Here is a 21626-nt window from a genome sequence, read left to right as displayed (position 1 = left end):
AAACCACAAAGGATTCTGGAATGCAAGATTTTGTAAGCATTTTGATTAAGTCAATTGTAAATTCATAAATCTCCCTACAAAATCCGTGTTTATATTGCATAACGACTTCATTGATGCGGCAATCGAATACTTCAAGCAACTCATTCCCTTTATTCAGACGTACCGTTCGAGACGAAAAACAGAAGCATTGGATACCCTCCAAAAATTTATGGTAAATGACATCCAGCTTCTAGTCAAAAAAAGACGGCTAAAGTCTGATGACAGCCACGAAGTTCAGCTCGAAAAACAGGTATATAGTGTATGCCATCTTAACCAATATATCGTTGCAGACTTCTGCATTGACAAAAAATATATTTTTATCCTTGGCGTCGATTGGCCTAGGGTGTTTTCCCTTGCGCTCAATCAACCTCACGTCACTATGCAATCCGTCATGACTGCCTTAGGTCATCCCGTCAAGGTTGAGATTGTAAATGAACTTCGAAAGCGAGATTTAACCATATCTCAGCTAGCCCGCCGTCTGCATCTTGCGCGAACCTCTATTTCACGCTATGTACAGGATTTATTGAATGAACTTGTCATTGTTAGGTCACGCAAATCTGGTCCAGAGATTTATTATACTTTAAATTCGACATATCTGCGGTACGCAAAAGCTACCTTTGACGAATTTTTAGATCATGCGATTCTTGATTCTGATAAAGCTTTGTGATATTTGCATTCTGTATTTCGCCGCTTGACAAAAAATTCTCTTACTTTTAAATTCGGGACAAGGTGGGAATCGACTCGTTCGAGGATTCCCACCTTGTCCCGATTATAAGCGCCCCATTACTCTTCTTCCTCAATCTCCTCGATATCCTCCACCGGCGGCTTCAACCCTTCAATGGTGATGTTGTGCTTTTGCGCGTAGTCCCACAGCGCCGCGTGGATGGCTTGCTCTGCCAACAGCGAGCAGTGCACCTTGACCGGGGGCAGGCCGTCAAGAGCCTCCATGACCGCTTTATTGGTAACCTTCAGCGCCTCCTCCACAGTTTTTCCCACGACCATCTCCGTCGCCATGCTGGAGGTTGCAACCGCGGCGCCGCAGCCAAAGGTCTTAAACTTGACATCCTGGATCACGCCGTCCTCCACCTTCAAAAAGATCCGCATAATATCGCCACATTTTGCATTTCCAACAGTCCCTACACCATCGGCGTCCTCAATCTCACCCATATTGCGCGGATTCATAAAATGATCCATTACTTTCTCCGAATACATATCTTTCGTCCACCTTTCCACAGGATTCTTTGGTTGTTTAGTTCTGTGACTTGATAAAATCCTCATACAGAGGCGACATCGCCCGAAGCCGCTCCACAATGGGCGGCAATTTTTCCAAAATATAGTCCACATCCTCCATGGTGTTCTCCCGGCCAAAGGTCAGGCGAAGCGACCCGTGTGCGATCTCATGGGGCAGCCCGATGGCCAGCAATACATGGGACGGATCTAAGGACCCCGACGTACAGGCTGATCCACTGGATGCGTATATGCCCGCCATGTCCAACAAAATCAACAGGGACTCCCCTTCGATGAACTGAAAACTGAAGTTCACATGACCCGGCAGGCGATTCTCCCGCGCACCATTGAGGCGAACATACGGAATCCTGCGCAAAACCTCATCGATCAAGCGGTCTCGCATGGGGATCAACTGGGCCCGTCTTGCTTCCAACTCCGAAGTTGCCAGCTCAATGGCTTTTCCCAAACCCACGATGCCAGCCACGTTCTCTGTTCCAGCGCGGCGTCCTCGCTCCTGGGCTCCTCCGTGGATAAAGGAGCGGAGCTTGACGCCCTTGCGGATATAGAGGGCACCCACACCCTTTGGGCCATAGAATTTATGTGCGCTCAGGGATAACAGATCAATGTGCATGGCCTGTACATCAATTGGAAGGCTCCCCACCGCCTGCACGGCGTCCACATGAAATAGGATCTTCTTCTCATGAAGGAAAGCTCCGATTTCCTCAATGGGATTGATTGTCCCAATTTCATTGTTTGCCATAATGATACTGACCAAGATGGTATCCTGATCCACTGCATTTTTCAGCGCCTCCACGGAGACTACGCCATCCTCGTCCACCGGCAAGTAGGTAATGCGCTTTCCCTGCTTCTCTAAATACTGGCATGTGTGAAGGATTGCATGGTGCTCCACCGACGTGGTGATGATGTGATCCCCTTTGCCGGCATAACTTTCCGCAATGCCTTTCAATGCCCAGTTATCAGACTCTGTCCCACACCCTGTAAAGAAAATCTCGTCGGCCTTGGCGTTGATCGCCATGGCCACTTGTTCCCGCGCTGTCTCCACCGCCTGTTTGTTGCTTCTGGCGATGGCATATATGCTGGATGGATTCCCATATTCCTCCGTAAAATATGGCAGCATCGCTTCCAACACTTCTGGTCTCACCGCCGTAGTCGCGGAATGATCCGCGTAAACCTTTCTCTCCATTGCTACTCCTCCGTTTCCTGCCCTAAGCTTTGATTTCCTGATATTGCTTCACCATATCTGCCAGTGTTATGTTGTCCACTGTCTCGTTGATACTGTCTGTCACTTTCTTCCAAACATACTTGACAACGCAGGAATCTTCCCTGCTGCACTCTTTGTCGCTGGTCAGAACGCATTCTACAGGTATCAGATCCCCCTCGGCGGCGCGAAGGATATCGCCTACGCTCACGCTCTCCAAGGATCTCGCCAACCTGTATCCGCCTCCTGCTCCCCGGACACTCTCCACAAGTCCTGCCTTGCGGAGCTTTGGAAACAGCTGCTCCAGGTAGCTCTCCGACATGCCCTGGCGGCTTGCAATCTGTGATATCGTCACCACATCGTCGCTATAGTGAATCGCCAGATCTACCATTGCTTTCAGGCTATACTGTCCTTTTGTTGAAAGCTTCAACTGAATCACCCGCTTGTTTTTAATTCCGAGTATTTTACTCAGGTTTATATATAACATAACACCCCTTCACAATTTTGTCAAGGGGCTGTCAGTATTTTTTTCTGTTTTATCGCATGTATCGTATGACACGGCCTGGTCTTTGTGAATTTTGATAGATTCCCTGGTCCACCACCAAATTTCCCGCTACCATAACGTATTCAATTCCAACCGGCTTTGCGTCCGGCCGTCCTTGATCGGGATACACCGCCAAATCAGACAGCCGGTCAAAGTCAAAGACGGTGAGATCCGCGTCAAAGCCCTCCTCGATCTTGCCCTTCCCGGGGATAGCAAAGAGTCTCGCAGGCAGCAGAGTCGCTTTGCTGAGGGCCTCTTCCAGGCTCAGCTCCCCGCGAATTCGCACCATATCCTTTATGAACTTGGGGAAGGTGCCGGCAATCTGCGGATGTCCTTCTCCAGGTGAATACGCCCCCATGTCCGTTGACGGCATGGCGTAGGGACAGCGCAATGTCCGATGCGCTTCATCCTTCAAATGGTTACAGTAAATGATGGATTCATCGGGGTACTCGTTTCGTATCTTCGCGTATAACTCGAAGTCAAGGCGCTGACCTATGTACGGCCCTGTTGCCACCATCATGTCGTGAAAATGCATCCCATTGTCGTGGATCGTCTGAAGGTCATAGGTTGCGGTGTGGATGTATGTGGCCCAATCCGTGTACATCCCGCTGTCAATATGGATATCCAATCCAGCGTCCCTAGCTTTGTCCACAATCTCAAGGGCACTGTCCAGATCCCCTTCGCCATACTGGTACACAAAATGTGAAAAAAGCAGCCGCACCCCTGTATCCCTGGCGATACTGAGAATCTCCGTCAGGGAATCCAGGTCGTACCTGGTGAACAATCTTGTGTGAACCGGCATGACCCGGTCTTTGGCGGCGCACAGGGCGGCCAGCGCTCGAATCTCCTCCAGCGACGCGCCTGGGGAGTAGTCGAGTCCAAAGGAAATGCCACAGGCCCCCTCCTCCAGCGCCTTTTGCGCTAGGCACTCCATTCTGGCAATCTGCTCCGGCGAAGCAGGCACATAGGGATTCTTCAGGCCGGCTTCCCGGCGCAGGGAAAAGGAATGCCCCACGTATTCCGCCTGGTGAATCGGATATCCATCTCGCTCTTGCGCTTGAAAAAAATCTTCCATCTCGATGGGACTCAAGCCACAGTTCCCTCCGATGGATGTGGTGATTCCCTGGCAGGCCGCTAGCTCTCCCCCATAGGCGTCGCCATCTAAATGGGCGTGTACATCGATGAATCCAGGGCTGACGATGAGACCGCAGGCATCGATAACCCGCTTCGCTTTCAGCTTTTGCGCTGTTACCGCTACAATTTTATCGCCGCGTATGCCCACATTGAGAGGCCGCCGCCTTCGCTTCTCCGTATCGATTACGCTTCCATCATTGATGGCAAGATCCAGTTCCACCCTCATCCGCCTCCTCGAAATTTCTCCGACAGGGCTCGATGCTCTCACTCCCCCACCCGCCGCCGGCCCAGCGGCGTGACCAGAGAAAGAGCTCCCTGCGGTCCATGGCTTGCAAAGGATTGCCCACTGGATCTTGTAACAGCCGCTCTGCGATTCCCCGAATCTGCGCAGCCGCCAGCGAATGTGGCTCCGCTTCCCAGACAGTGCGCCCTTTCCCGGCAAGCCGGTGAATCTCCCCATCGCAATGAAGAAAATCCAGAATCTCCACCCCTGTTTGCCGGCTATACTCTGTCAAACGCTCCTCGGTCCTACCATCCTCCGCGCCGCTGCCCAGCAGGCGAATGGGAAATTCCTGACTTTTCCTGATTTTCAGTATGGCTGTCAAAATGCTGTTGGCAGTGGAAATGGAGGAGTAGGCGCCACTGGTCACGATGATGCTCTCTTGCATTGTTCCGTCTCGCACAGGAAGACTATATCCCGTACAGGGAATGTCCCCGGAGATATCGTACAAAATAAAATCTAGCCCCAACTGCTCCTCAATCCGCTGTTCTCGCAGAATTTCATCTGCAATGCTGACACTCCGCGCCTGGCAGCCGCAGCCAGCTGCGATACCGCCTAGTTCCAGGCAGTAGACGCCACACGGGCTCTCTGCGATATACTCCTTTGCCGAAACGGTATACTTTTCCCGGTACTCCTCCATCATGGCGGGCATCTCCTGGCCCTTCATCAGCAGGAAGGTCGAGGTCATACCGCAGTCATTGCCAATCTGCAATACACCATATCCCATCCGGGCCAAAGCCTCGCTGAGGTTGGAGAGTATCACGGATTTTCCTATGCCGCTTTTACCTGAAAAACAGATTCGTTTCGCCATGCTGTCCCTCCAAATTTTTGATTGTCTGTCATAGGCCGGTACGTTTTGGAATAGGATGGTACCAGACTTTTGAAAGCAGGACACCACATGCGAAAAAACTCATTTCTCACTGGAACCCTGATTCTTGTAGCCGCTGGCCTCATTTCCCGGCTCCTTGGATTTCTGTACCGCATCTACATATCCAATATTATGGGATCGGAGGGTATGGGACTTTTTCAACTCATCTCTCCGGTCTATTTCCTTGCCTATACCTTCTGTGCATCGGGCATCTATCTCGCCATATCCAAACTGGTGGCCGCTGAAAAGGCCAACCGAAATGATCGCAACATGTCCCGGATTCTCTTGGTCGGCTGTTCTATGGCCGCCATATCCAGCCTGCTCTTTGTGGGGCTTCTGATAACCCAGGCGGATTTTATCGCCGTTCACTTTCTCCATGATAACCGCACCGCCTCCTCGATTCGAATCGTCAGTCTGGCGCTGCCCTTCTGCGTGACCTCTTCCTGTATTAAAGCTTATTTTTATGGTATTCAAAAAATGACTGTCCCCGCCATCGACCAGGTCCTCGAGCAGGTGTCGAGAATGCTGGTCATCTTTTTTATCGCGCCGCTCATGGTTCCCAAAGGGCTGGAAGCCATGTGTAAGATGGCCGTCATCGGAACCGTGGCCGGCGACACCGTATCCTGTCTATACGCCTCCTGCGCCTATTCCTGGGAGCGCAAAAAAAATCGCGCCTCCGCCATGGAGGGACAGCGCAAGGCGACTCTTGCCCTCATAACATCTCTGTTGGCTATGGCGATTCCATTGACAGCGAACCGCGCCATCTCCCAGGTTCTATCCAGCTTTGAAAACATTATGATCCCCTCAGCCCTAAAGCGGTATGGCCTGGACGCATCGCAGTCTCTCAGCCTCTTCGGTGAGTTCAGCGGTATGGCAATGCCGATCATCACATTCCCTTCGCTTCTGACCAGCGCCCTGTCCATGAATCTCCTGCCCATGGTCGCCCAGGCACAAGCCGTATCCAACAACCACCGGATTCAATCCGCGATTTCCAAATCCCTGCGCTTCACTTTTTTGATCGCTTTCCTGTTCACGGCGCTCTTCGCCACCTTGGGACGTCCCCTCGGTCTTTTTCTCTATCATCAGCCCACTGTGGGCAATCTTCTGTTCATTCTCTCATTTTTATGCCCCTTCCTCTATCTACAATCCACTCTCGGTGGCCTGCTCAACGGATTGGGGCTCCACAATTATTCATTTCTCCACAATCTGATTAGCGATGCCCTGCGAATCCTGATCCTTCTATACTTCGTGCCTCAGTATGGCTTCAACGCCTTTATCGCCGGCATGTTTCTCAGCAGCATTCTGGCGTCCATTCTAAATCTGCGCAAACTCCTATCGACTGCCAACATGCGCCTTTCCTTCAACCAAATTTTCTTCAAACCGCTTTTAGCCGCGGCCGCCTCGATCCTCGTCAGCGTCTTTCTTGGCAGCCATCTCATCTACCCGCATTTTTCTCTGCCGGTCTCCATATTGCTGCTAGGACTTGTCTGCTCGCTCCTCTACTTCCTCGGCGTTCTGGGCACATCGGCCCTCTCCAAAAATGATATGCAGGAGATCAAAAAAATGATCCACTAAAATTCGTAAGGGGTCTCCTGATACACGTAGTAATTGAGCCAGTTGGAAAATAGGAGATTGGCGTGACTCCGCCATGTTTTGATGGGAGTTTTGTGGCAGTCATCATCGGGAAAATAATTTTTGGGCATGGCGATAGGCAGGCCTTTGTCCAGGTCCCGGAAATACTCATCCTTTAGCGTATAGGAATCGTATTCAGAATGTCCTGTTACGAAGATTTGCTTCCCATCCAGAGACGAGGCCAGATACAGCCCCGCCTCCTGGGACGTACAGAGTATAAGCAGCTCCGGATGTTTTTCCATCTCTTCCAGGGGCGTGTAGGTATGTCTCGAGTGGGGTGCTAAAAACTCATCATCAAATCCTCGGATCAGATTGAAATTTTCATGAATTCTTTTGTGGCGAAAGACTCCAAACATCTTTTCCGGCAGCTGTTTTTTGGGGATACCATAATGATAATACAGGCCGGCCTGGGCCCCCCAGCAGATGTGGAGGGTTGACGTGACGTGGGTCTTCGTCCACTCCATGATCCTGCACAGCTCCGGCCAATACGCCACATCCTCGAATTCCATCATCTCCACAGGCGCACCGGTGATAATCACGCCGTCAAATTTTTGATCCTTCACTTCGTCAAAGGTTTTATAAAAGGTCAGGAGGTATTCTTTCGACGTATTCTTGGCCTCATAGGACGAGATGGCTAGGAGCGTAACCTCCACCTGCAAAGGTGAATTGGCGATTAGCTTCAGGAGCTGCACTTCCGTCTGCTGTTTCAAGGGCATCAAATTTAGAATGGCGATGCGCAGTTCCCGAATATCCTGATGAATCGCCCGTTCCTCCGGCATAATGAAGATCTGTTCCTTCATCAAGATCTGGGCAGCCGGCAGATTATTTGGCACTTTAATTGGCATGGCATTGCATCCTTTCTATGGATTCAGGTCCGGACTTGACTAAGATGGCAATGGAACCCCCCTTACTGCCAACAAGGGAGATTCCACTCCACATTTAAAACATAGGGATTACAGCTCCGCCGTATTTGGTCTCAATAAAGTCTCGGACTTCATCGCTCTCCACTGCTTTGATCAGCGCCTGGATCTTCTCCGAATTCTCTGTGCCGCTGTACACCGCGATGACGTTTGTATACTGTTTGGCCAGATCGGACCCCCGATCCTCCTGTACCCCCTCCAACATGTAGGAGATCACATTCCCCGAGAGTGCATAATTTGAATTGATCACGGCCATGGCCGCATCGTCCAAGGCTCGAGGCAGTTGTTCCGCCGCTAATTCGGAGAATTGGAGATTCTTCAGATTCTCCACGATATCCAGCGGGGTCGCTTCCAGTCCAACTCCCTCCTTTAGCTTGATCAATCCCTGGGCCTGAAGCAGATTCAGGGCTCTAGCCTCGTTGGTCGTATCATTGGGGATTGCCACTGTATCGCCATCCTTGAGCTCATCCAGCTTTGATATGGATTTGGAGTAGGCGCTCATGGGCTCAAAGTGGATGTAAGCGGCAGCTAGGAGCTTTCCATTCTTCTTCTCATTGAAATCCTGCATATAGGGTTCATGTTGGAAGTAGTTGGCGTCCAACTCCTTGTTGTTCAGGGATTCATTGGGCAGAACGTAATCTGAGAATTCCACGATCTCAAGGGTGTAGCCTTCCTTCTCCAGGAGAGGTTTGGCAGCTTCTAAGATCTCCGCATGGGGAGACGCCGAGGCCCCGACTTTGATCGTCTTGTCTTCTTTCTTTGAGCCGCAGCCCGGCAGGCTGACGGCCAACAGCAGCGCAAGTGCAATATACCATAGTTTCTTCATAGCAAAATCCTCCTCTATTTATTTCGTTTATCAATCACCCTCGCCAGGGTGTTAAACGCAAACTGTATCATGGCCACGATAATGACCAACAAAACTACCGTTATCCACATGACATCGCCCTGATACCGCTGATAGCCGTAGCGGATGGCGATGTCTCCCAGGCCTCTCCCTCCGACGGCTCCTGCCATCGCCGAATACCCCACCAGGGTAATGGCCGTGATGGAAACTCCACGGATGATGGACGGAACCGCCTCGGGAAGGCATACATGCAGAATAATCTGGAGGTCCGAGGCCCCCATGGCCTTGGCCGCCTCAATCACGCCCCGGTCCAGTTCCTCCAGAGAACTTTCCACCATCCGCGCCACAAAGGGAATTGCCGCCACGATCAGCGGCACAATGGCCGCTGTCGGGCCAATGGCCGTCCCTACGATCAGACGAGTGAAGGGAATGAGGGCTACGATGAGTATAATAAAGGGAATCGACCGGCCGATGTTAACGATCCAGGACAGTATCATATTCAGCCCGCGATTGGGCCGCAGATTGCCCTTCTGCGTTATGTAAACCCAGACGCCCAGGGGAAGCCCAAACAAATAGGAGAAGAGCGTGGACATGACCGTCATGTAGAGAGTCTCCAGCGTCCCTTTAGCAAGGATTGGAATATAGTCAACCATGAAATCCACCTCCCAATCCAAGTAGGCGTCTCGTCGCCTCGGCTCTGGGATTCGCCATGACTTCGCTGGTATATCCCTGCTCCGCCACGCGGCTTAAATCCAGAACCGCCGTCTTGTTACACACTCGCTCCACCACGCCGATCTCATGGGTAATGATGACGATGGTAATGCCCATTCGCTTGTTCAAATCCTGTAGGAGTTCTAGGATGGATGCCGTCGTGAAGCTATCCAGCGCGCTGGTTGGCTCGTCCAGAAGCAATAGCTCAGGATTGGGCGCTAATGCCCTGGCAATGGCGACCCGCTGTTTCTGACCGCCTGAGAGCTGGGCGGGATATGCTCCCTCCCGATCCCCCAATCCGACGACTTTCAACAGTTCCTGCGCCCTCTCTCGCCTTTGGGTTCTAGGCGTTTTGGAAAGCCGCAGGGGAAATTCTACATTCTCCCGGACCGTCTTTTGCATCAAAAGATTATAGCCCTGGAAGACGATCCCCAACTTTTTTCGCTGCTCTTTTTGTTGCCCTTGCGTTAACATTGACACATCCTGTCCCTGGATCCAGACCTTGCCGCTCGTCGGCTGCTCCAGCATACCGATCAAGCGCAAAAGTGTGCTCTTTCCCGCCCCGCTCATTCCGATAATACCGAATATATCGCCTTTGTCCACATGAATCGAGACATCCTGCAAGGCTTCCTGCCTGCCGCTTTTGCTCTCATACACTTTCGTCAGGCCCTCTGTACGAATCATGGTTCCACATCCTTTCCGGAAAATAAAAAACTCCCATCCCCTATCACAGCCGAGGACGAGAGCGAACGCTTCGTGTTACCACCTTGGATTCGCGCCTGCCTCACAGCAGACGCCTCATCAGGTACGAACCGGCGAGGCGTAGAAACGCCAGCTTTATACCCTGCCGCTATAACGGGCGGTCCCGTCGCCGTCTCAACACAAAAGTCTCAACCGCGCGGCTCAGAGGCCATCTTCAGCGCTGCCACACCTGCTTCCTTTCACCGTGTCGGAAGCTCTCTGCCAGGTCATCTCAGCGCCTACTCTTCTCTTCATTGCTTCTTTTTGTAGCTTCCATTATATCAGCCATCACGCTATTTGTCAAGTTTCGAATTTGAAATCTACAAGTTTCAATCCCCGGATTATCCACCCTCTTCAAGTGCCCACCCCAGATGCATTCCCCAATCTTCTACCACATTGCCCAGGATCCACACATCCTCATACCGCAGTGTGGCTTTATATTGGACAAAGGTAAAGTCACCGTACTCTATATTCTGGATGCCAATCTTGTCAATCTCAACGCCGTGGTACTCGCCAAAGGCCTTCATCGCGTTTTCTATACTCCACTCTTCCCCACCCATAAACTTCCAATCAGGCTGGTCAAAGTAAAGGGAAAAATCACAGATGGCGCCTGTGTACCCGTCCAGATAGACCAAGATATTAGGGAAATTCAGGAAATCGTATTCATCGTTTCCCTCCCCGAAATCATAGATATACAGTATAAAAAACCAAAAATCATAGCTGAGCGCTGGAGTATCCGGGTCATAGATTGTCAAGAACTGTGGAGAGACCTCATATTTCATGTGGGCAAAATACTCAGGCAGAATGCCTAGCTCCACCCATGTATCCAGTTCCCTCTTACAGGCGTCAAGGGCTCGCTCCAGCGTCAGCTGGGTCTTCTCCGTCGGATCGGAAAACAAAGCCACGCCCTCCCTGCCGAGATAGGTAAAGAGCCGCCGCTTTTCTTCCGCCGTGACGCTGTATTTATATCCCCCATCCGCCGGATTGAAACTCTCTTCATACATACGGCCGACCAGCGCATCCTCCGCCTTCTGCATCATAGACCAGGGAAGCCATATGGATGTGGCGATGACAGCAGCCAGCAGCATACCAGACAGCCCATACCGAATCACACCGCTACCCTTCATACTCACCTGGCTCCTCTCCAACATCGATCTCCAATTCCAGCCATACTCTTGTACCCTTTCCCACCTGACTCCAAAAAGATAAATCGGTATCATGAAACCGCGCGATCTCCCGGCACAGCGATAGCCCTAGGCCTGCTCCATGCTGTTGCCGCGCCCTTGACTTGTCCACCATATAAAAGGGCTCCTGGATTCGCCCAAGTTCCGTCTCTTCCATTCCGCGCCCTTCATCCCGCACTTCAACTCGATACCGTCCCCCCGAAACCCGGCCTTCGATTGTTATGGTTTGTTCCGGCTGGGAAGCCTTCCTGGCATTATCGACCAGATTGAGCAGCAGCGTTTTGATCAGATCCGGCTCCACATGCAACGCGGCTTCTTGAGCGGAGACGCGGAGCACAACGCCCGCTTGATCGCCTGCGGGGCGATAGATGTTGCAGACTGACTGCAACAGCCACTCTGCCTCAACACGTCTTTTTGAAAAGTCGCCGCGGCGCAAAACAAATAAGTCCAACAGCTTAAAGGACAGCGCTTCCAGGCGCTTTCCCTCCCCAAAGATATAATTTGCACAGACGAGCTGCTCTTCCTGGGACAAGGGGCTGGACCTGAGCATGTCCGCATATCCGATGATGGAAGTCAAAGGCGTCTTGAGCTCATGGGCAAAATTAGCGGTAAACTCCTCCTGCCGGTGCGCCGCCTCCTCCAATGACAGGATTTTTTCCTCCACGGCTTGGGCCATCCGATTAAAATCCTGGGCCAGCTCTGACACCTCATTGTGTCCCCGGACAAGCACCCGCTTAGCATAGTCCCCCCTGGCAATCTCTCGTGTTCCGATCGAAAGTTTGCGAATGGGTCGCGTCAAAAAATAGGAGAGCAGCCAGATCAAAATGGCGCTAAGGGATAGAATCACCCCTGTGAGCTGCACCAGGACCTCCATCTGCCGGTGCCTTGCCAAAAAGATATCGGAGATGTCGCGGCTCAACTCTAGATATACGGCCCTCTCCCCCGCCGTCACCTGGCAGGCTATATCAATCCGATATCGTGCCTCTTTCCGCACGACCCGGTAGCGGCCGCTCCCCCCCTGCAAACCCTCCAGAGAGATCAGGTCCTGTTCATCGGAGGAGCTTTGAAATAAAACCTCCCCATTCGTTCCCCGAATCCAGAACGAATAGGAGTGGGGAAGCCCGCTTTCTTTTAATTTGCTGCCGATGCCCTCGATCTTGTCATCGCTCAGCTCCCGTCCAGGCGTATTGGCCGCCGCTGTCTCATAGGAAAAGCGAATAAAAATCAGGTCCTCAAAGGATCGCTTGACCTCCCGCTCCATGGTCGTTGTGAAGCTATCCTCCACCAGGTAATATCCGCTCGCTGACAGGGAGATGGCGACGATGCACAGGATCGTGACAAAAAGTTTCCAAGTAAACCGCATATTCGGATCATCCTTCCAACCGGTAACCGACTTTATAGACCGAGCGGATTTTATGCTCCCAGCCCATTTTCTTTCGCAGGCGCTGCACATGCAAGTCCACTGTACGGCTGTCCCCTATATATTCGCTCTCCCACACACGCTCAAATATCACTTCCCGGAATAAGGCAATGTTCCGATTTTGAACGAACAGCAGCAACAGCTGATATTCCTTCATTGTTAGCGCCACGGGGCGGCCTGCTTTCTGAACGATTCTGGAAGCCGTGTCGATGGTCACGTCCTCAAAGGTAATGATTCGCTCGCTCTTATGGTACCGCCTGAGCACGACCTCGACCCTGGCAAGCAACTCCACGACGGCGAAGGGCTTGACCAGGTAATCCTCAGCTCCCAGGTTAAGCCCCTTGACCCGCTCCTCCACAGACCCTTTGGCTGTAATAAAAATCACCGGCATCTCCAGTGTCCGAATATACTCCATCAATTCGTATCCATTATATCCAGGCAGCATAATATCCAGAAGAATCAGATCGTACCGCTTGCGCTCCAGTATGTCTGCCGCCTGTTTTCCGTCATGAACCACCTCGCAGAGATATCCCTTATTGGTTAAATTCATTTTGATCAAGTCTGCGATGGGTTTTTCATCTTCAACAATAAAAATCCGTGTCATGATTTCCCCATTCACCCTCATTCTTACGCCTATCCTACCCTCAAAATGTATCATTTTTGTATCCTGCGGACAAAATAGGGATAAAACAGGCAGAATTTTATTGACGATTTCCAAAAAAATGATATACTTATAATACATCTGCAAACGTATTCTATCCAGTATTCTACTCTATTTTCCTTTTGAATACAATAGAGTACGCTTGGAAATAAGAAAGGAGGGCCTGCCTTGTTCAAGGAATTGTTGCTGCGCATGTTTCGCCGCCTTCGACACGACGACATCACGGCATACGCAGCGCAGATTACATTCTACATTGTGCTTTCGCTCTTCCCTTTTCTTCTTCTTTTGACAAACATTTTATCCCGCTTGGATTTCGCATCCTTTGATCTGGAATCCATCTTCGACATGCTTCGCAGCAGCTATGTAATCCCCAGCGCGGCCATCGATGTGATTGAGACCGTTTTTTCTGAGATCAGGCTTGTCAATAACTCTCTGTCACTCTACATCGTCGTCATCATATGGTCTGCATCCCGCGGCGTCCGCGCTATTATGACAGGCATGCAAATGTGCTATCGGACCCGCGAATCTCGCTCTCTCGTAGTCAAATTTTTGCTCTCCTTTTTTTATACCATCTCCTTTGCCATTATGATCGTGCTCTTTCTCGTCCTTGTATTCTTCGGAGACTGGTTTGGTCAGCTTCTCTTCTCGTACCTTCGCTTGAATCAACTGTACATTTGGATATGGAATCTCTTTCGGTATTTAACACCTGTGCTATTCATGCTTGTGACGTATCTTCTGCTCTACCGGGCGATCCCCAACAAGCCCCTGAAATTTCGCAATGTCTTTGTCGGCGCTTTATTTGCCACAGTCGCCAGCTTCCTGGTCAGTCAGCTGTTTTCATTTTACGTGGGCCGTTTCGCCAATTATTCCGCCCTGTATGGCAGCATCTCCGGCATTATCGTCATCCTTTTATGGCTGTATTTCATCAGCAATATCCTCATGCTGGGCGTCGAGTTAAACGCTGTGTTGTACGAGATGGACGAGAAGCCATGATCGATCGCCTTGCAGCTGACACCACAGCCAAAAAGATCGATCCCGATACCTCTGAATGTAACGCACTGCACCCCACGGATCCGGCGTCGCGATAGACGATCGAATCCGTGGGGTGCAGTTCACCTCTCCGAAACATGTATTGAAGATACGTTCCAAACTTATGCGCGAAACGCCTTACTCCAACAGAACTCAGCTGTTACAGGCCTTTCCGCCAGTCAAACTCCAGCGCCTCCAGCAGGCATCTCGTCAGAATCATACTGCCCACATGGTTGGGATGGACCCGGTCCCACGACATGGAAATGGGGTCATACTGTTGAAAATATACGTCCATGGCCGCCTGCGTATCGGCAAGCAGCACGCCGTACTCCTCCGACAGCCGCTTGACCACAGCGCCGTACTGGTCCGTGCTGGCGCGCATTGCGTCTTTCCGGTATTGCTCCATATAGAAGGGCGTCATGAGCACCAACCCCTTTACATCCGGTAGCGTCCTCTCAATGATGGCCCGAAGGTTGGCCTCGTACTCATCCACATAAACATGCTGCTCTTTGTGCAGGGGGCGATCATACTGTCTCCATATATCGTTGATCCCGATCATGATGGTCACCCAATTGGGCTTTAGCGCCATGGTGTCCTCTTCCCAGCGGGCTCTCAGATCCCGGCTTGTATTGCCGCTAACTCCCATATTTATCACCCGGATGTGGCGTTCCGGGTACACGCCGTCCAGAAGCGCCCCCACATTCTGCGCGTAGCCATTGCCAAGGGAACCCCACCCCTCGCCATAGGGTCTCGCCCGTCCACAGTCTGTGGTTGAGTCTCCCTGCAAAACCAATACATCATTTGTTTCGATCCGCATTTGTATCCTCCATTCCGCGATAGCGTTTCCATCCCTTCTATTGTAGCGGAAAAAAATAAAAAGTCAACCATTTTTCTTAGTTTCGGCGAGATAGGTTAAATCAGATAGGGAGAAAAGAAATATTCATAAATTACTTGCATAGATGGGCGTGATGTGGCATAATATAAGTAAGAAATTCTTACTTGAAAGGAGACTGTTCAAATGGGTATGCAAATATTAACCGTTTCTTCCAAAGGCCAAATTTCTCTACCTGTTGCCATCCGTAATCTGCTGTCGATTAATGCCGGGGATAAACTGGTAGCATATACTTCAGGAGATGTCATCATGCTTAAGACGTTAAAACTTCCTTCCGCAGAAGAATTTGAAGAGTCGCTGGATGAAGCACAGAAATGGGCAGCTTCTGTCGGTTATACTGAAAGCGATGTCGATGATATTATTAAGTCTACAAGAAGGAAGAAAAGGATATGAGAATTGTGGTGGATACAAATGTCCTGATCTCTGGCGTTTTTTTTGGTGGATTTCCCAGAAAAATCCTTAGCGCTATTGTCAATAGAAAAATGACGGCTTGCGCTACGACTGAAATCGTTAATGAATATGAAGAAGTTGTACAAGAGATGATTGTTCGAAAGAAAGGGCATATTAACAGGGCAATCCTTGTTCCGCTGATTGAGGTTATGGAAATTTTTGAACCCATTTCTTATATTGAAATATGCCGTGACCCGGAGGATGACAAATTTTTGGAATGCGCAAAAGATTCTAACGCTCTATATATAGTCAGCGGCGATAAAGATCTCCTTGTAATTAAACAATATGAAAATATCCAGATTGTTACAGCAAGAGATTTTTGCGAAAAATATCTGCCAGATTGATTCATGGCAATATGATACTTTATTAACGAGATTAGGAAAGGCAGGAGAAAAAATATATACTCCTGCCTTTATAACATCTTTTCTCCTTATCTGATTTAACCTATGGATCATGAAAGATTCAGAAAGCCCATTTCGACACCGGGATAGAAATGTTTTAAAATCTCGTCCCACGAGATCCCCGCATCGATCATCCCCTTCACCCCTTCCTGACTCATCCCGACACCGTGGCCATTGCCGCCGCCGTAAAACATAATGCTGACCAGGGCGCCTTCTGTATTCTTCGTTTTTTCCATGGTAAAAAAAGCGCTGGGAAGCAAGGAATAGTTGTTGACTGCGCTTCCGTCCTTTCGGTTTAGTGCGATCTCGCCTCCATTTCGGTCCACCGGCGCTAAAATCGTTCGGATGCTATTTTCCCCCCCGATCTTGACTGTCCGATCGCTTCCCACAATGAGAAGCTCGGTTATGATGCCGCTTTCCGCTCTGGAGTAGGCATATATATCCTGCAAAACACCCACGGATGTGACAGGTTCACTTTCAAACACATCCCCTTTCAGGGTTTTGATTAAGTATGGCCGGGATTCGGACAGAGAGCCGAGGGCCGCTTCCACCGACGCCTGAAGCTGTGCCTGGGTCATGGTCACATTCCACCGGAACCACGGGCTCTCCTTATCATAGGCGTTGACGTCCATGTTCTTTATAAACTCGTGAAAGGCGTCTTCCTGGCTTAGATCGCCATAGTCGCCTTCTGTGTACTGAGGTTGCCCTATCAGATATGCGGCCGACGCCGTCGGAAATTCTTCTGTTGCTGTGTTTGCCCACACATCGCCGGCGCTGGCCGTATGCCCACAGGAGGTCGAGAAGAAATTCGCGGAGACCGGCGTTTGTTCAAAGAGCAACAGCATTCCACGGGTCGCCTCCACCCCCGCGATAGAAGTTTCATTTTCTGCCACGCTGTTATACACCTGACAGCTGACGGAATCATCCACATGCGCTCCGTACTGCGCATACCTCTCCGACCCCTTCCACTGGTTATAGGCATAACTGCGGGAACATACGGCCTGCACTTTCGCCGCCTCGACTCCGTACCCCGTCGGCATCTCTGACGGGATAACCGCGTACAAATACTGCTCAAAAAACACCTCATTGACCAGGGTATACCCTCCCTCCTCCAAGGCGACTTCCAGATTTCCCCGGTAGGATGGATTTCCCCCGTCACCCTTCGTCAATGTCTGCACTGTGAATTTGCCATTCTCCGAGGCAGAGCAAAAGATAAACCGTCCCTTTCCTAAGAGATCTGCGTTTTCCTCCGGCGAGATGGTCACCGCCTCCCCCGCTCTGTGCGGGTAGATCTCCTCCCCCGCCTGTACCCAAAAATCCTGATCACAGGAAATCACCGCGCTTGCGTGGAGGTAGCCACCTTCTGCATTTTGTAACACGACTCGGATTCGCTCTGGGAAGGAAGGAAGATCGGATACCGTTACAGCGCTGACATTTCCATCCGCGTTTGTAAAGATCTCCGCCTCCTCCGCTCCTAAAATTGCATTGGTTACAGGTCCTCCATCGGGTTGTTCCGGAGTAAAGGCTTTCGCTCCCTCCGCCAGCAGCAATCGTCCTTTCGACGTATCCAACGTTCCATCGTAGACTCGATATATTTTGACCGTGTACGTCTTTTCTCCCTCAATTAAAGACGTGTTGATGGAAACCTCGGATGTGTTCCCGCTCTCGTCGGATTCTGATGATGTTGAATCGCTTCCTTGCTCGGAACCCTTTGCATCATTGAGTTTTATATAGACGATACCTGCGATGATCAATAGAAGTGCTACGAAAATGTAAACGCTTTTTCCCGATCCCCCTGCATTTGACCCGCGGCGCGGCCCCCTCTGATACGATCTTCTGGATCGATCATAGGATCTCGCCCTGTCGGCCGCAGGCCGGTATTGTCTTGGCTTTGGCGCATGGCGTCCAATGTCTCGTCTTGGTATATCGCGAAATACTTTCATGGTAGCCTCCGTTCACCGCCAACAGCGGCTTTTTTGCTGTAAGATAGCAGTAACAAGGGGGACAATCCTTTCTTGTCCTTCTTCTTTCCATATATATGGCCGGAGGCTAAAAAAAATGCATACCTTGTATCATTTCCCCAAAGAGTTTCTGCCACACAAAAGTCAACCCCGGAGCCGCCTCTCGGGGACAAATCGCACAGCGCCTTCTCTATGAAACTGACTACCCTCTGCCAAATGGCAAGGAATTTTTAAGATTCGATTTCAAAAACTGAGCACGTATCAGGTATAGGCCGCAAAAAAAAGGTTCCACTGCTCAACGTAGCAGCGAAACCCCGTCTCCATAGCTGACGATTAATACATGGTCTCAATGAGATCGCGGACAATCTGGACGGCCCTTTTCACCTTGCCCTGATTTCCTTCCAACGTATAAATATCCCGGAAAATAAATTCGATCTCACATCCCTTGGCCACCCGCAGCGTATGCGCGATATAGTCCCGGAATGCCTCTTCATCCAAATCTTTGCCGACTCCCAAAAAATTCGGGCTCGGTTTTCGGGAATAGATGACCGGCACCTTGCGGAGAGCGTCTCCCATAATCTCCTCATTACACCACGCAGAGCATGAAACCTTGCGGAGATTGGGCAGGGTGGAAAGGTACGGCTCCCAAATGGCATCCACCGGCTCACAGCACCCGTAGTACACCAATCCAAAGCGGGACGCCAGTTCTTTATAATAGGGAAAGACCAGCTCGCCATACATCTGCGGTGAGATGGTGGAGCTCTCCTGGGAATTCATGTTGACCCAAAGATTCTGCGTCACAACCTTGTCCCCCGTCTGCTGAAGCTCGTTGGTAAAGCCATAACTGCCAGCACCTGCATACGTATTTCCGTTGTTCATCACCAACAGGCCATTGGCCTCCTGCCAATCCAGGAACCGCTGGATATCCTGGACGAGAAATTCCATCAGCTGCTTATATCCGTCCGGATTGGAGGCCATCTCGATGAGCATTGTCTCCAATCCCATGAGCTTCTCCGCCTTATTGCTGGGCATGACGTGCCATTCCAGGGAGCTATTTCCAAACACCACAGGAAGACAATCCCCAATGGCATCCTGTGCCATCTCCATGCGAATGCGATCCACCTCCGGGTCATACCGGTAGACTGACGGTTTCAATTTAGGAAAATCTTCCTCTAGATCCTCGATAATCGGCTCATACTGATAGGCAATGGATTCCTCTGCCGGCCGTATCGTCTCCCAGTCTTCGTCGAATTCCCGAAACTCAATGGCACGGTTTAGCCTGCAGAAATCTGGCGTTACCTTATCATCCCCCACCATCTCATGGTTGACAATCGCCATCTGCATTGTATACTCCAACTCCTTGGCGAGAGGGGTTTCACATTGGCTTGGCGGCAGCAGATCCTGCTGAAAGGACAGCTCTTCGATGACCACCACTGGCTTTTTCCTCATCACCGCATTGTGATCATACCACAACTGCTTTCGCTCCTCCATAATGGGAAGATGGGCGTATTCCATCTGTCTCTTAGCCAACTCCCGCAAATATTGTATTTCTCTTGGCGTTATCGCGTCCATTTAGCAGCCTCCTATATACTTCATAAATCTTTCTCTATATACAGTATACCGAATCCCGCTCCCCGGTACAAGGTAGAATTTTATTCTTTTTGGTATACACATACGAATTTACATCACGTCCGCCTCCCAGCGGACTTTATAGGAGTAAAAAAGGATGCCGCACAATTGTCATCCCACTGTGGCAGCATCCTTCGCCGATTTTCTTATTCCAGTCCCATCTCCTCCGCCGTAACTTCCACGGCGCCGGAGGTATCCGGAAGGGTAATGGTCACATCCTGACCTGGATTGTTGACATCCAGCGTCATGGCAACATCCATCTTGCCACTCTCCGAGCCGCTCTTCACGGTCATCTTAAAGGTCATGGCCAGCTGTGTCATATATCCATCTTTGTTCACCGATACGCTCTCCGCTATGTCATCCACCGTGACGCCGCTTAGATCTGTGTTCGCGAGGCTCGCAAATTCTGAAAGCGCTCCGTTTTCATCCTGCAGGATTTTCGACAGCTGATCCTCCTTAAAGGTGATGGTATATTTGGTACCGCCATCCACGGACTCTGTTTTCACCGATTTGACCAATTCCTCAGTCAAATTGGATGTATTCGCCAAATCCTCCGCCGTATTCCCCATAAAATTCTCACTGTTAAAATAGCCTTCCGGCATCGGGCACTTCATCATGATTCCCATTACTTCCATGTACAGATACTCTTCATCATTAAAGTATGCAATGTCGATGGACTCTCCCTCTGCCTCCATATTCATGGTAATGTACATCTGAGGGGCGGTATCGAGAGCCTTCATCTTCATGTCCATGGTGATCGGGATCTCCATGGTCTCGCCGTCCGCATCCATCTTCATCGTCATGGAAACCTTGGCGTCCAAAGCATTCTGCTCCGTGGATTTCGTCGATGCCTGCTGAATCTTGTCCAAATCAGCCTTGACATCGCCGCCACCTTTGGTGCATGCGGTCATGGAAACGATCAACATAACCGCAAGAAGTAACGCATACATCTTCTTCATTTTAAGAAACTCCCTTCTACTGAATCAAACTGTGTTCCAAAGGACATTTTACATGATTTTTATCCAGATGTCAAATCCAGCCCAGGGAAAATTACGGCAGTGTAAACATGTCCGTAGGCGCTCCCCTTTTTGTCAAAAATACTGAATCCTTTCTCTCTCCCAGGCGTTCCTCCAAAATCGTCTGGACCGTTTCCATTGCCAGCTCTGGGCGATTGTTCTCCTCGCTCAGATGCCCCAACAAAAATGTCCCTCTGGCATTTTCTACAAAAACCTCCGCGAGAATACTGCCACAATCCTCGTTGGAGAGATGCCCCAGATTGCTTCGGATTCGCTTCTTCAAAGGCCATGGATACCGCCCGTGCATCAGCATATCCACATCGTGATTGCTCTCGACCACAGCGAGGTCACAGTCCATCAGCCTGTGCTTCATATCCGATGTCACCATTCCTGTATCCGTCATCACCGCTATTTTTCGACCGCCGCTCTCAAAACAGTATCCGACAGGTTCATTGGCGTCGTGGTAAATAGAGAACGCTTCAATGCGCATATCGCCCAGCCGGTATCCCTTACCGGTCCGGATGGTCACAGCCAACTCACCGGATACAGGTCCCAGGCTCCTCTCCATCCCTTTCCACGTTCCGGCGGTGGCAAGAATCGGGACTTTATAGCGTCTTGCCCAGACTCCGATGCCTCGGATATGATCTGAATGCTCGTGGGTAACAAAAATCCCATTGATTGAAGCGGGATCGATTCCAACGCTTTTTAATCCGTCCTCGATCTGCCTCGCGCTAAGCCCGAGATCCACCAGGATTCGATATTCCCCACTCTCGATGTAGTGACAATTTCCGTTGCTGCCACTTGCGACCGAACAATATCGCATA

The 21626-nt window shown here is 50.6% G+C and carries 22 protein-coding genes; 5 read left to right on the top strand and 17 right to left on the bottom strand.

The window, feature by feature from the left end:
- Nucleotides 1-208: 208 nt before the first annotated feature.
- Nucleotides 209-706, top strand: coding sequence for an ArsR/SmtB family transcription factor (locus tag H8730_RS07855; RefSeq protein ID WP_249289636.1), 498 nt, complete (start codon nt 209-211; stop codon nt 704-706).
- Nucleotides 707-822: 116 nt separating this feature from the next.
- On the opposite strand, the gene nifU is transcribed toward H8730_RS07855, so the two are convergent.
- Genes nifU through H8730_RS07830 form a run of 5 tightly spaced genes read right to left on the bottom strand, consistent with a single transcriptional unit; the run spans nt 823 to nt 5254 of the window.
- Nucleotides 823-1251, bottom strand: a complete 429-nt coding sequence (gene nifU, locus H8730_RS07850; RefSeq protein WP_177714122.1) for a Fe-S cluster assembly scaffold protein NifU — start codon at nt 1249-1251, stop codon at nt 823-825.
- Nucleotides 1252-1288: 37 nt separating this feature from the next.
- Nucleotides 1289-2470, bottom strand: coding sequence for a cysteine desulfurase NifS (gene nifS, locus H8730_RS07845; RefSeq protein ID WP_177714123.1), 1182 nt, complete (start codon nt 2468-2470; stop codon nt 1289-1291).
- Nucleotides 2471-2492: 22 nt separating this feature from the next.
- On the bottom strand, nt 2493-2972 hold the full coding sequence (locus tag H8730_RS07840; protein WP_249289635.1) for an RrF2 family transcriptional regulator: 480 nt from the start codon (nt 2970-2972) through the stop codon (nt 2493-2495).
- 49 nt (nt 2973-3021) lie between these two features.
- Nucleotides 3022-4383, bottom strand: coding sequence for an amidohydrolase family protein (locus H8730_RS07835; protein WP_249289634.1), 1362 nt, complete (start codon nt 4381-4383; stop codon nt 3022-3024).
- Complete coding sequence (locus tag H8730_RS07830; protein ID WP_177714125.1) at nt 4358-5254, bottom strand: nucleotide-binding protein; 897 nt, start codon at nt 5252-5254, stop codon at nt 4358-4360. The genes H8730_RS07835 and H8730_RS07830 overlap by 26 nt, the downstream gene beginning before the upstream one ends.
- Nucleotides 5255-5341: 87 nt before the next feature.
- Here H8730_RS07830 and H8730_RS07825 point away from each other — a divergent pair, with 87 nt between their 5' ends.
- A complete protein-coding gene (locus H8730_RS07825) occupies nt 5342-6886 on the top strand; it encodes a putative polysaccharide biosynthesis protein (RefSeq protein ID WP_177714126.1) in 1545 nt (514 codons plus the stop codon).
- Here the strand turns inward: H8730_RS07825 and metA are convergent.
- The 7 genes from metA to H8730_RS07790 all read right to left on the bottom strand — a co-directional run bounded on the left by metA (nt 6883) and on the right by H8730_RS07790 (nt 13367).
- Nucleotides 6883-7788, bottom strand: a complete 906-nt coding sequence (metA, locus tag H8730_RS07820; protein ID WP_177714127.1) for a homoserine O-acetyltransferase MetA — start codon at nt 7786-7788, stop codon at nt 6883-6885. The genes H8730_RS07825 and metA overlap by 4 nt on opposite strands.
- 94 nt (nt 7789-7882) lie before the next feature.
- Nucleotides 7883-8689, bottom strand: coding sequence for a MetQ/NlpA family ABC transporter substrate-binding protein (locus H8730_RS07815; RefSeq protein WP_177714128.1), 807 nt, complete (start codon nt 8687-8689; stop codon nt 7883-7885).
- A gap of 14 nt (nt 8690-8703) precedes the next feature.
- Nucleotides 8704-9360, bottom strand: coding sequence for a methionine ABC transporter permease (locus H8730_RS07810; protein WP_177714129.1), 657 nt, complete (start codon nt 9358-9360; stop codon nt 8704-8706).
- Entirely contained in the window at nt 9353-10102 is a 750-nt protein-coding gene (locus tag H8730_RS07805) for a methionine ABC transporter ATP-binding protein (protein WP_177714130.1), read from the bottom strand. The genes H8730_RS07810 and H8730_RS07805 overlap by 8 nt, the downstream gene beginning before the upstream one ends.
- A 398-nt stretch (nt 10103-10500) precedes the next feature.
- Entirely contained in the window at nt 10501-11286 is a 786-nt protein-coding gene (locus H8730_RS07800) for a hypothetical protein (RefSeq protein WP_249289633.1), read from the bottom strand.
- Nucleotides 11276-12706, bottom strand: coding sequence for a sensor histidine kinase (locus tag H8730_RS07795; protein WP_177714132.1), 1431 nt, complete (start codon nt 12704-12706; stop codon nt 11276-11278). The genes H8730_RS07800 and H8730_RS07795 overlap by 11 nt, the downstream gene beginning before the upstream one ends.
- A 7-nt stretch (nt 12707-12713) precedes the next feature.
- Nucleotides 12714-13367 (bottom strand): response regulator transcription factor, encoded by a 654-nt coding sequence (locus tag H8730_RS07790; RefSeq protein WP_177714140.1) that lies wholly within the window; start codon nt 13365-13367, stop codon nt 12714-12716.
- Nucleotides 13368-13592: 225 nt separating this feature from the next.
- Between H8730_RS07790 and H8730_RS07785 the strand changes: the two genes are divergently transcribed.
- The gene (locus H8730_RS07785) at nt 13593-14417 is read left to right on the top strand and encodes a YihY/virulence factor BrkB family protein (protein WP_177714133.1); all 825 of its coding nucleotides are present in this window, start codon (nt 13593-13595) and stop codon (nt 14415-14417) included.
- Nucleotides 14418-14613: 196 nt separating this feature from the next.
- Here H8730_RS07785 and H8730_RS07780 read toward each other — a convergent pair whose 3' ends face one another.
- The gene (locus tag H8730_RS07780; RefSeq protein WP_177714134.1) at nt 14614-15270 is read right to left on the bottom strand and encodes an SGNH/GDSL hydrolase family protein; all 657 of its coding nucleotides are present in this window, start codon (nt 15268-15270) and stop codon (nt 14614-14616) included.
- A 201-nt stretch (nt 15271-15471) separates the two neighbouring features.
- Here H8730_RS07780 and H8730_RS07775 point away from each other — a divergent pair, with 201 nt between their 5' ends.
- Nucleotides 15472-15738: an AbrB/MazE/SpoVT family DNA-binding domain-containing protein gene (locus H8730_RS07775; protein WP_177714135.1), complete on the top strand. Its 267-nt coding sequence runs from the start codon at nt 15472-15474 to the stop codon at nt 15736-15738.
- Nucleotides 15735-16139 carry a putative toxin-antitoxin system toxin component, PIN family gene (locus H8730_RS07770; RefSeq protein ID WP_177714136.1) on the top strand — a complete coding sequence of 135 codons (405 nt, stop codon included), beginning with the start codon at nt 15735-15737 and terminating at the stop codon, nt 16137-16139. Before H8730_RS07775 ends, H8730_RS07770 begins: the two co-directional genes overlap by 4 nt.
- 107 nt (nt 16140-16246) lie before the next feature.
- Here H8730_RS07770 and H8730_RS07765 read toward each other — a convergent pair whose 3' ends face one another.
- The 4 genes from H8730_RS07765 to H8730_RS07750 form a co-directional block, all read right to left on the bottom strand.
- Entirely contained in the window at nt 16247-18139 is a 1893-nt protein-coding gene (locus H8730_RS07765) for a SpoIID/LytB domain-containing protein (RefSeq protein WP_177714137.1), read from the bottom strand.
- A gap of 351 nt (nt 18140-18490) precedes the next feature.
- Nucleotides 18491-19729 carry a uroporphyrinogen decarboxylase/cobalamine-independent methonine synthase family protein gene (locus H8730_RS07760; protein ID WP_177714138.1) on the bottom strand — a complete coding sequence of 413 codons (1239 nt, stop codon included), beginning with the start codon at nt 19727-19729 and terminating at the stop codon, nt 18491-18493.
- Nucleotides 19730-19932: 203 nt separating this feature from the next.
- Nucleotides 19933-20745: a DUF6612 family protein gene (locus tag H8730_RS07755; protein ID WP_249289632.1), complete on the bottom strand. Its 813-nt coding sequence runs from the start codon at nt 20743-20745 to the stop codon at nt 19933-19935.
- A gap of 91 nt (nt 20746-20836) precedes the next feature.
- Entirely contained in the window at nt 20837-21625 is a 789-nt protein-coding gene (locus tag H8730_RS07750) for an MBL fold metallo-hydrolase (protein WP_177719602.1), read from the bottom strand.
- Nucleotide 21626 lies beyond the last annotated feature (1 nt).

The organism is Bianquea renquensis, assembly GCF_014384895.1.
Taxonomy (GTDB): Bacteria; Bacillota; Clostridia; order Lachnospirales; family Bianqueaceae; genus Bianquea; species Bianquea renquensis.
The sequence above is the reverse complement of the archived record's forward strand: the minus strand, read 5'-3'. Positions and strand labels throughout refer to the sequence as shown.

Coding starts and splice junctions, on each gene's coding strand:
- H8730_RS07790 (WP_177714140.1), bottom strand. CDS start 13,367: ATGACACGGATTTTTATTGTTGAAGATGAAAAACCCATCGCAGACTTG.
- H8730_RS07805 (WP_177714130.1), bottom strand. CDS start 10,102: ATGATTCGTACAGAGGGCCTGACGAAAGTGTATGAGAGCAAAAGCGGC.
- H8730_RS07815 (WP_177714128.1), bottom strand. CDS start 8,689: ATGAAGAAACTATGGTATATTGCACTTGCGCTGCTGTTGGCCGTCAGC.
- H8730_RS07825 (WP_177714126.1), top strand. CDS start 5,342: ATGCGAAAAAACTCATTTCTCACTGGAACCCTGATTCTTGTAGCCGCT.
- H8730_RS07800 (WP_249289633.1), bottom strand. CDS start 11,286: ATGAAGGGTAGCGGTGTGATTCGGTATGGGCTGTCTGGTATGCTGCTG.
- H8730_RS07770 (WP_177714136.1), top strand. CDS start 15,735: ATGAGAATTGTGGTGGATACAAATGTCCTGATCTCTGGCGTTTTTTTT.
- H8730_RS07855 (WP_249289636.1), top strand. CDS start 209: ATGGTAAATGACATCCAGCTTCTAGTCAAAAAAAGACGGCTAAAGTCT.
- H8730_RS07780 (WP_177714134.1), bottom strand. CDS start 15,270: ATGCGGATCGAAACAAATGATGTATTGGTTTTGCAGGGAGACTCAACC.
- nifS (WP_177714123.1), bottom strand. CDS start 2,470: ATGGAGAGAAAGGTTTACGCGGATCATTCCGCGACTACGGCGGTGAGA.
- H8730_RS07840 (WP_249289635.1), bottom strand. CDS start 2,972: ATGTTATATATAAACCTGAGTAAAATACTCGGAATTAAAAACAAGCGG.
- H8730_RS07775 (WP_177714135.1), top strand. CDS start 15,472: ATGGGTATGCAAATATTAACCGTTTCTTCCAAAGGCCAAATTTCTCTA.
- H8730_RS07765 (WP_177714137.1), bottom strand. CDS start 18,139: ATGAAAGTATTTCGCGATATACCAAGACGAGACATTGGACGCCATGCG.
- metA (WP_177714127.1), bottom strand. CDS start 7,788: ATGCCAATTAAAGTGCCAAATAATCTGCCGGCTGCCCAGATCTTGATG.
- H8730_RS07760 (WP_177714138.1), bottom strand. CDS start 19,729: ATGGACGCGATAACGCCAAGAGAAATACAATATTTGCGGGAGTTGGCT.
- H8730_RS07830 (WP_177714125.1), bottom strand. CDS start 5,254: ATGGCGAAACGAATCTGTTTTTCAGGTAAAAGCGGCATAGGAAAATCC.
- H8730_RS07795 (WP_177714132.1), bottom strand. CDS start 12,706: ATGCGGTTTACTTGGAAACTTTTTGTCACGATCCTGTGCATCGTCGCC.
- H8730_RS07750 (WP_177719602.1), bottom strand. CDS start 21,625: ATGCGATATTGTTCGGTCGCAAGTGGCAGCAACGGAAATTGTCACTAC.
- H8730_RS07755 (WP_249289632.1), bottom strand. CDS start 20,745: ATGAAGAAGATGTATGCGTTACTTCTTGCGGTTATGTTGATCGTTTCC.
- H8730_RS07810 (WP_177714129.1), bottom strand. CDS start 9,360: ATGGTTGACTATATTCCAATCCTTGCTAAAGGGACGCTGGAGACTCTC.
- nifU (WP_177714122.1), bottom strand. CDS start 1,251: ATGTATTCGGAGAAAGTAATGGATCATTTTATGAATCCGCGCAATATG.